Genomic DNA, 9,443 nt, shown 5'->3' on the forward strand with positions numbered 1-9,443 from the left:
AGTAAATGTATAGGTTTTGGTACCAGTACAGATTACATCATCGGTTTGAGAAGTCAATACTGCAACAACAGTGCGGCCGCAATTGTCATTAACTGCAGGAGCAACCGGAACAACTTCCGCCTCTGCCGGACAAGCAACTACCGATCCTCCATCTACAGGAGCAGTGAACACAGGTGCACTAACTGTATAAACATAATTCCAGGATGCCGTTGCACCACTACAATCAGTATACGTAAACGTATAGGTCTTGGTGCCTGTACAAGTAACATCTACACTTTCAGAAGTCAATACCGCAGCAACAGTGCGGCCGCAATTATCTGTAACATTAGGAGTAACCGGAACAACTTCCGCATCTGCCGGACAGGCAACAACCGATCCGCCAGCAACTGGTGCAGTAAACACAGGAGCACTAATTGTATAAATATAATCCCAGGTGGCTGTTACCCCACTGCAATCAGTATACGTAAATGTATAGGTCTTGGTGCCTGTACAAGTAACATCATCGGTTTCAGAAGTTAATACCGCAGCAACAGTACGACCACAATTATCTGTAACATTAGGAGCAACCGGAACAACTTCCGTGTCCGCCGGACAGGCAACAACCGATCCGCCAGCAACCGGTGCTGTAAACACAGGAGCACTTATGGTATAAACATAATTCCATGTAGCTGTTGCACCACTGCAATCAGTATATGTAAATGTATAGGTCTTGGTACCCGAACAAGTGTTATCAGGTGTTTCAGAAGTCAACACCGCAACAACAGTCCTGCCACAGTTATCAATAACCGAAGGAGCTGCAGGAATTATTTCTGCATCTGCGGGACAAGCAACTACCGATCCGCCATCAACCGGTGCGGTAAATATTGGTGCGCTAATAGTATACACATAATCCCATGTATCACTGTTACCGGCACAGTCAGTATATGTATACCGGTAAGTAACGGTTCCTTCACAAGTTAGTGGGGATGGTGTTTCAATCCTTTGAGGAACACCATCGGGTACAAGCAGGTTATTACATGCGTCCCTAACATCAGGAAGCAGTGATACAGCCGGCTCCACAGCATTGGCAATACAGGCAACAATGGCAGCACCAGGGGGATCAGTTATGCTGAATGCAGGTATCTCCACCGAATATACATAGTCCCAGGTGGCTTCATTGCCACCACAATCGCGATAGGTATATCTGTAGGTAATGCTGCCTTCACAACTTATTGGAGATGGTGATTCAATCCGCTGCGGTGAAGTAATAGGTGCAAGAATATTATTGCAGGCATCACGAACCTCTGGCAGTAATGTAGAAACTGGGACAACTGCATCAGCAATACAATCCACTGTAGCCGTTCCCGGTAAATCATTGATAGCAAAAACAGGCTGGTTGATCGTATATATAAAATCCCATACCCCGGTATTGTTTTCACAATCGGTATAAGTATATCGATAAGTCCGGGTTCCTTCACAGGTCAATGGGGATGGTGCATCAATAATCAGCGGAGCACCAGGCACCAACAGGTTACCACAATTATCTTCAACAACCGGAAGTAATGCCACTGAAGGCAGAACAGCATCTGCAATACAATCAACTGTTGCTGCGCCTGCAGCGGCAGTAATGCTGAACGGTAGAAGTTCTATAGTATACACAAAATCCCAGGTAGCCTCATGGCCTGCACAATCGCGGTAAGTATATCGATATGTAATATTTCCTTCGCAGCTAATTGGGGATGGCGATTCAATGCGCTGCGGTGCAGCCACAGGTGTAAGTAAATTATTACATGCATCCATCACAACCGGTAATGCTGCAGCGGAAGGGGCAATCGCATCAGCAATACAATCAACTGTTGCTGCACTCGCAGGTGTTGCAATTGTAAATTCAGGTAAAACAATATTATATGTGAAGGTCCAGTTCTTTGGTGCCCCTGAACAGTTGGTATAACTGAATGTAAATACTTTCTGTCCTTCGCATAATGGATCCTGACTTGCACTCATCAGTGGTTGAACAAGTTCTCCACAGGCATCAAATACTTCCGGCGCTGTTGGCACCACAGCATCTGCAATACAACTCACCGTAGCATTGCCATTAGCAGGAAGGGTGAAATCAGGTATCGGGAAATTATAGGTAAAGCTCCAGTTGGCGCTTTGTCCGTTACAATCTGTAAATGTGTATGTATATATTCTGGTACCGCCGCAACTTGCATCTGTTGTTATCACAGGAGCGGATGGAACAATACTACGGTTACAGTTATCCGTTATAACGGGAACTACCGGTGGAACTGCATCAATCAAACAGGTCACATTGGCACTACCATTTGCCGGCAGGCTGAATGTTGGAGCACTTATAGTATAGGTATACACCCATACTGCTGATTGACCAGTACAATCTGTATAGGTAAAGCTATATGTTTTAGTGCCTGCACAAGCCGGATCCGCACCTACCGTGGGAGCACTGATTTCAACCGGATCCCCACAGGAATTATTAACAACAGGTGGAACAGGTACAACCTGCGCATCTGCAATACAGGCCACTACTGACCCACCAGCGGCTGGCATTATAAATGTTGGCGGTGCAATGGTATAGATATATAACCATTCTGCTGTTTGTCCCGTACAATCCGTATAAGTAAATGTATAGATTTTCACTCCATTGCAAATTGGGTCTGGCCCTTCTACAGGAGCACTAACCTGCAGGTTATCCCCGCAGCTGTTTTGTAGGGAAAGCGGCACCGGTATTACCTGTGCATCAGCAATACAGGCAACAGTAGATCCTCCATTTGCCGGCAGGGTGAAAACAGGTGGCGTAACGGTATAGGTATAAACCCAGTCCTGTTGGTTGCCAGCGCAATCAACATAAGTATAGGTATAGGTTCTGGTTCCTCCACACAAAGGTTTGGCACTTACCACGGGTGGTCCAACAGGTGTCAATACCCTTCCGCAATTATCTGTAACTACAGGTAGCGTTGGTGCAATATCAGTATCATCGGCACAGGCAACTGTTGTACCTGCATCAGCAGGGTTTGCAAATGGCTGATATACTACCGTATAAGTATAGGTCCAGTCCTGTTGGTTACCTTCACAATCAGCGAAAGTATAAGTGTATGTCCGGGTTCCTTCACAGGTTGGCTTAGCACTTACAACCGGTGCTCCCACAGGTGTTAATGTAAGACCACAATTATCTAAAACTACTGGCAGGGAGGGTGCAATGTCTGTTTCATCAATACACGCTACAACAGTTCCCGCATCCGGGATATCAGCAAACGCTTCATATTCTATTGTATAGGTGTAAACCCAATTCTGTTGGTTGCCCTCGCAGTCTGTATATGTATAAGTATAGGTCCTTACTCCTTCGCATGCTGGAATAGCACTTACCACCGGCGCGGATGGTGTCAATGTATTACCGCAGTTATCTACAACAGTAGGAAGGAATGCCGTTGGAGCTATATCAGTTTCTGCGGCACATGCCACTATTGATCCGGCATCAACCGGATCAGCGAACGGTAGATTCTCAATTGTATAGGTGTATACCCAATCACGCTGATTTCCTTCGCAATCTGTATAGATATAGGTCCAGGTTCGGATACCCTCACAAGCAGGTGCCGCACTAACAACTGGAGCAGCCGGCGTTAAGATATTGCCACAGTTATCCATCACCGTTGGAAGTACGGCTGGAGCAATATTGGTTTCTGCAATACAGGAAACTGTTGATCCTGCATCAACCGGATCCGAAAATGGAAGGTATTCAATCGTATATCTGTAAACCCAATCCTGTTGGTTGCCTTCACAATCGGTATAAGTATACGTGTAAGTGCGTGTTCCTTCACAAGCAGGCTTCGCGCTTACCACCGGAGCTGAAGGTGTTAGGGTGTTTCCGCAATTGTCTACCACTAATGGCAATACTGCTGGTGGTAGATCTGTAGCATCGGCACATGCAACGGTACTACCCTGGTCAACAGGATTTGCAAAAGGCAGCGATTCTATTGTATAGGTGAAAATCCATGGATGTTCATTACCATCGCAATCACGGTATAAATAAGTGTAGGTACGATCGCCCTCACAACCAGGCATCGCACTGATAACCGGTGCACCTACAGGCGTGAGGACATTATTACAATTATCACGAACCACAGGTAAAGCCGGGGCTATATCTGTTGCGGCAGCACAGGCTACCGTTGCTGATCCATTTGGCGGCATCGTGAAATCTGAATACTGAACTGTATAGGTATAAATCCAATCATGCTCATTTCCTTCACAATCGCGATACAGGTATGTATAGGTTCTTATTCCTTCACAAACTGGCCGTGCACTCACAATTGGAGCAGCAACCGGCGTGAGTATACGACCGCAATTATCTGTTACAACAGGTAAGGTCGGAGCGATATCTGTGGCAGCAGGACAAGCCACAACTGAACCTGCATCAGCAGGATCAACAAAAGATTCAAACTCTATTGTATAGGTATAAACCCAGTTCTGCTGGTTGCCTTCACAATCTGTATAAGTATAAGTATATGTCCTAACACCTTCACAGGCTGGCTTTGCACTCACAACCGGAGCAGGCGGTGTCAGCAATCTTCCACAATTATCCGTTACCGATGGAAGAAAAGCAGTAGGAGCAATATCTGTTGCATCGGGACAACTAACTGTTGCTCCCGCATCAACCGGATCCAAAAACGGTTCATACTCGATCGTATATGTGTGCACCCAGGTGATTCGCAGGCCGGCACAATCTGTATAGGTATAGGTATATGTTCTGTTGCCTTCACAGGTTGGCTTGGCACTTACCGTGGGTGCTGAAGGAACCAATATATTTCCACACACGTCAGTTACCACTGGAAGTGGTGGTGCGATATCAGTAGCATCGGGACAGGATACTATTGATGCACCACTTGCAGGCACTGCAACGGGCAACGAACTACGATCAATTATATAGGTATAGGTCCATACAGACTCAAGACCCATACAAGTAATATACCTGAAACTATATGTTTTCGATCCCTCACATTCCGGATCATCACTCACTGTCACAATTGGTGTAATTGCAGTACCGCAGGCGTCGTTCACAACAAAGCCTGGTACAGGTTGAACCGCATCAGCAGGGCATTGAACGGTTGAAGACTGATTTGCAGGCACAACAGGTGCAGCAGTATTATTTACCGTAATAACCTGCTCGCAGGTGATCGTATTCCCACAGGCATCGGTTGCACTATACGTTCTCGTGATGGTGTAATAGTTTGGACAATTCGGATCCTGCCCACTTATGATGTCTCCAACAAATGTTATGATCGGTTGCCCATCACAGAGATCTGTTGCAGACCCACCGGCAGCTACAAAAGATGCATAATTAGTTGCAGCAGCAGGCACATCTGCTGGACAGCTAACAGTAATATTTGGCGGACAGCTAATATTCGGAGGAGAAAAATCCACGATGATTATATCGGCAGTAGCAGTTACAGTATTGCCGCAAACATCCATTGCGCTGAATGTCACAGTTTGAATATGACCACATGACTGTGTAAGAGCAGAATAATTATTTGTTACGGCTATTTCAGCGTCCGGATCTTCGGGATCGAAAGCTGTTGCAGAAGCAAGCCATGCAGCGATCTGTGAAGCAACATTCGGACTATTACACTCTAATGAAAGTGAAGCCGGAACGCTTAATAAAGGACCAGTAAGATCGAATACAACAGTAAAATTTGTTGTATCCTTATTGCAAAGAATTCCACTCTGGATCTCAGTTATAACAAGTGAATATGGTCCCTGCTGCGTTGGCTTGTAGCTAGACCCGCCATTATATACCATGGTACCCTGTCCATTGGCAGCATTAAACCACTCATAGCTGTAAGTGCCATCAGCAGGCATCACCTGCGCCGTGAGTGTTGGTATGTTATTGGAACAAACAGTTGGAGGCACATTCACCACTACATCGAGTGGAGGTACCACATTCACAACTACTTCTTTACAATCAACCAACGATAAACCACCACATAATAAATCGCCACTAACGGTTCCGCATACCTGGTAAATAATAGTTGAAGGGGCAACCGCATCGGGTGTAAAAGTGGGATTGAGACAGTCGGTACAAGACAGATAGCGCAAGAGGGTCTGATCTGCAGGAGATTTAACTGACCAAACTACAGTTCCGGGCTCTACACCGGTGAAAGAAAGTTGCCCTATACAATTGGCATCTGCCCTTGTTGTCAATCCCTCAGAACCCGTTACCCCCTTGATCGATTCGATCATATAAGTATTAGGGTTATTACCCGGCTCACAAAATGTTAGCGTATAGAACTGGCCGCCATCAAGGCATATTACATCACCAACTTTTAATTCAGGACCGCAATCGATATGATAATACAGAGCGCCACCTGGTACAGCCCCGGTTGGAATAGTGAAACGCAATCCCACCGCATCCTCATCCAGTAATACGTTAAAGGAGATACACCTTGGTGGTGGTGGTCCGGTGGCGCCACAACAAAGACCCTTCCTTACAACATTCGGAGATACCCATACGCTGTCGGGACTGCCCGCCAATAAAACAGGAAAGAAAGGAACATCATCCTGGCATACCGTACAATTCGATACGTCAGTAACGGTGATCGTTTGAACGCAGGTAGATTTGTTGCCACAGGCATCTGTAGCTTCCCATGTGCGTACAACAGTTTTTGGACAGAAACCAGGCTTGCCCTCAAGGCCGGTATAACTCTCTGAGATCATCACAACGGTAATAGCTCCCGGACAATTATCTGAAACAATAATAGTTGCTGGATCGGGTGTAGGTATATGATTTGGCGTGGCTACAGTAAAATTGGAGCAGGTAATGGTTGGGGCAATCTTGTCATCAACAGAAATGATTTGCACACCGGTTGTAGTTCTTCCGTTGGCATCGGTTGCCGTCCATGTCCTGTTGATAGTATATCTGCCTGCACAGGAACCGGCAATGGTTGCATCTGTATAAGTAATATTTACTGAGCCGGAACAATTATCGGTAGCTGTAGCCTGTCCGGTATTAGTTGGCAATATGCTCGCACCACATTGAAGGGAAACGTTGCTCGGCAAATTCAGTACAGGGGCAACATTATCCCCTATTGTTACAGAAGCAGTAGTGCTGAAGGCCGCACATCCATTGGCCGCGGCAATACTATAGGTAACGGTATAGGTTCCAGGGGTTGATGAATTCGTATTGATAGTACCGTTAGATGGATTTATGTTCAGACCTGTACTGGAAGAGTATTGACCTCCACCTGTTCCAATCAGGCTAACAGTTCTATTTCCGGAGTTGGGACAAATATTTACATTTCCATAAGTAATGCTTGCAAAAGGTGCCTGGCTAATAACAACATTAGTAGTTGCCACAACATTTCCGCATCCACCTGTTCCTGCTTTGGTGTATGTAACTGTATAAGTGCCCGGAGTACTTGATGATGGCGTGATTGTTCCAGTTGCAGAGTTTATGGTTAAAGTTGATGGCGATGCGGAAAAGCTTCCACCTGAAAAATTTCCGGTTCCTGAAAGTGATACCGGCTGGGCCGAACTAATGCTGCTGCAGTATGGACTTGCGGCATAGGAAATAGATGCGGTTGACGGTGCGGTGATCGTAACCGAAGTTGTGGCATTCACAGTAGCACATCCACCTGCTGCTGCTATTGTATAGGTAACAGTATAATTACCCGGAGTACTTGTGCTGGGATTTATTGATCCCGTTCCAGCATCAATGGTGAGTCCGGTTGGCGACGCAGAAAATGATCCTCCAGATGTTCCTGAAATGGTAACCGCTTTTAAATTATTATCTGAGGAGCAGAAAGGTGCACCGGAATATGCAATTGAAGCAGTTGGCAATGCCGTAATTACTACTTCAGTTTGAACAGGAATTGCCGGACAACCTCCTGAAGCCGGTATAGTATATGTAACAGTATATGTACCAGGCGTACTGGCAGATGGTGTGATGGCACCATTTCCTACATTCAAGGCCAAGCCCGCCGGAGTGGCTGCATAACTACCACCTGTATACGCAGCAGTTCCGGCCAGGGTAACTGGCTGGGCGGTATTGACCGTCATACAGAACGGAGCACCTGTATAATTAATAGTAGCAGTTGGAAGCTGCGTTACGGTAATTGTTCCGTCAAGAGATGGGTTATTGCAGGGCCCGGTAGTAGTTACTGTATAGGAATAGACGCCTGCAGTATTTGGTGTTCCCACAATTGACAGGATTTTTGATCCTGTATTATAAGTAGTTGTAACTCCCGGAGGAAGTCCGGTAACAGAAGCACCATCTCCACCACCACCTACACGATAAGTGATTAGAGCAATGCTATTATTAACGCAGACTGTTTGTGCGGCAGTAGGCGCTAATGAAGTACGGTTAATTGTTGAGTTTGCCTGAACTAAAATTGTTCCGGTAGCGGTAACCTCCTCACATGGTCCCACGGTAGTAACAGTATAATTATATGTACCTGCAAGCGATGGCGTTCCACTGATGGTGAAAACACCAGCATTATAATTTCCTAAAACACCAGGGGGTAGTCCGGACACAGTTGCATTATTACCAGTTCCACCAACAGCATAAGTAATATTTGTTATCGGAGTATTAACGCATAACGTCTGCGCCTCTGTTGATGCAGCTGATGTGAGACTGATTGTTGAATTCGGTTGAACGGTGATAGTTCCGTTTGCATTTGCTTCTGCGCAAGGACCAACTGTTGTAACCGTGTAATTGAAAGTTCCGAATTCTGTTGGCGTTCCACTGATGGTAAAAACACCTCCGCTATAATTACCTGACACGCCTGCCGGAAGTCCCGTTACAGTTGCATCTGTTGCCGTTCCACCTACAGCATAAGTGATATTGGTTATCGGAGTATTAATACATAGTATCTGTGCTTCTGTTACTGCAGCTGATGTGAGACTGATTGTTGAATTAGGCTGCACAGTGATTGTTCCATTTGCCATTGCTTCTGCGCAAGGGCCAACTGTAGTAACGACATAATTAAATGTTCCCGTAACCGATGGTGTTCCACTGATGGTGAAAACTCCAGCACTGTAATTTCCTAAAACACCTGTCGGAAGTCCCGTTACAGTTGCATCTGTTGCCGTTCCACCTACAGCATAAGTAATATTGGTTATCGGCGTATTAATACATAGTGTCTGCGCTTCCGTAGCTGCAGCTGATGTGAGGCTGATCGATGAATTCGGTTGAACAGTGATGGTTCCGCTTACCGTTTCTTCTGCGCAAGGACCAACTGTTGTAACTATGTAGATGAAAGTTCCGGATTCTGTTGGCGTTCCACTGATTGTGAAAACACCAGCAATGTAAGTTCCGGTAACTCCATCGGGCAAGCCAATAACTGTTGCATCTGTTGCCGTTCCACCTACAGCATAAGTAATATTGGTTATCGGAGTATTAATACATAATGTCTGCGATTCCGTTACTGCAGCTGATGTGAGGCTGATTGATGAATTCG

The 9,443-nt window shown here is 45.9% G+C and carries 1 protein-coding gene; it reads right to left on the reverse strand.

Annotation, left to right across the window (positions count from 1 at the left end; genetic code table 11):
• Positions 1 to 9,443 (reverse strand): hypothetical protein (locus HY58_RS19660; protein WP_039135556.1); only part of this gene is annotated, 9,443 nt, incomplete at both ends.

The sequence above is a fragment of the Flavihumibacter sp. ZG627 genome, assembly GCF_000814325.1.
In the GTDB taxonomy this organism is placed as follows: Bacteria; Bacteroidota; Bacteroidia; order Chitinophagales; family Chitinophagaceae; genus Flavihumibacter.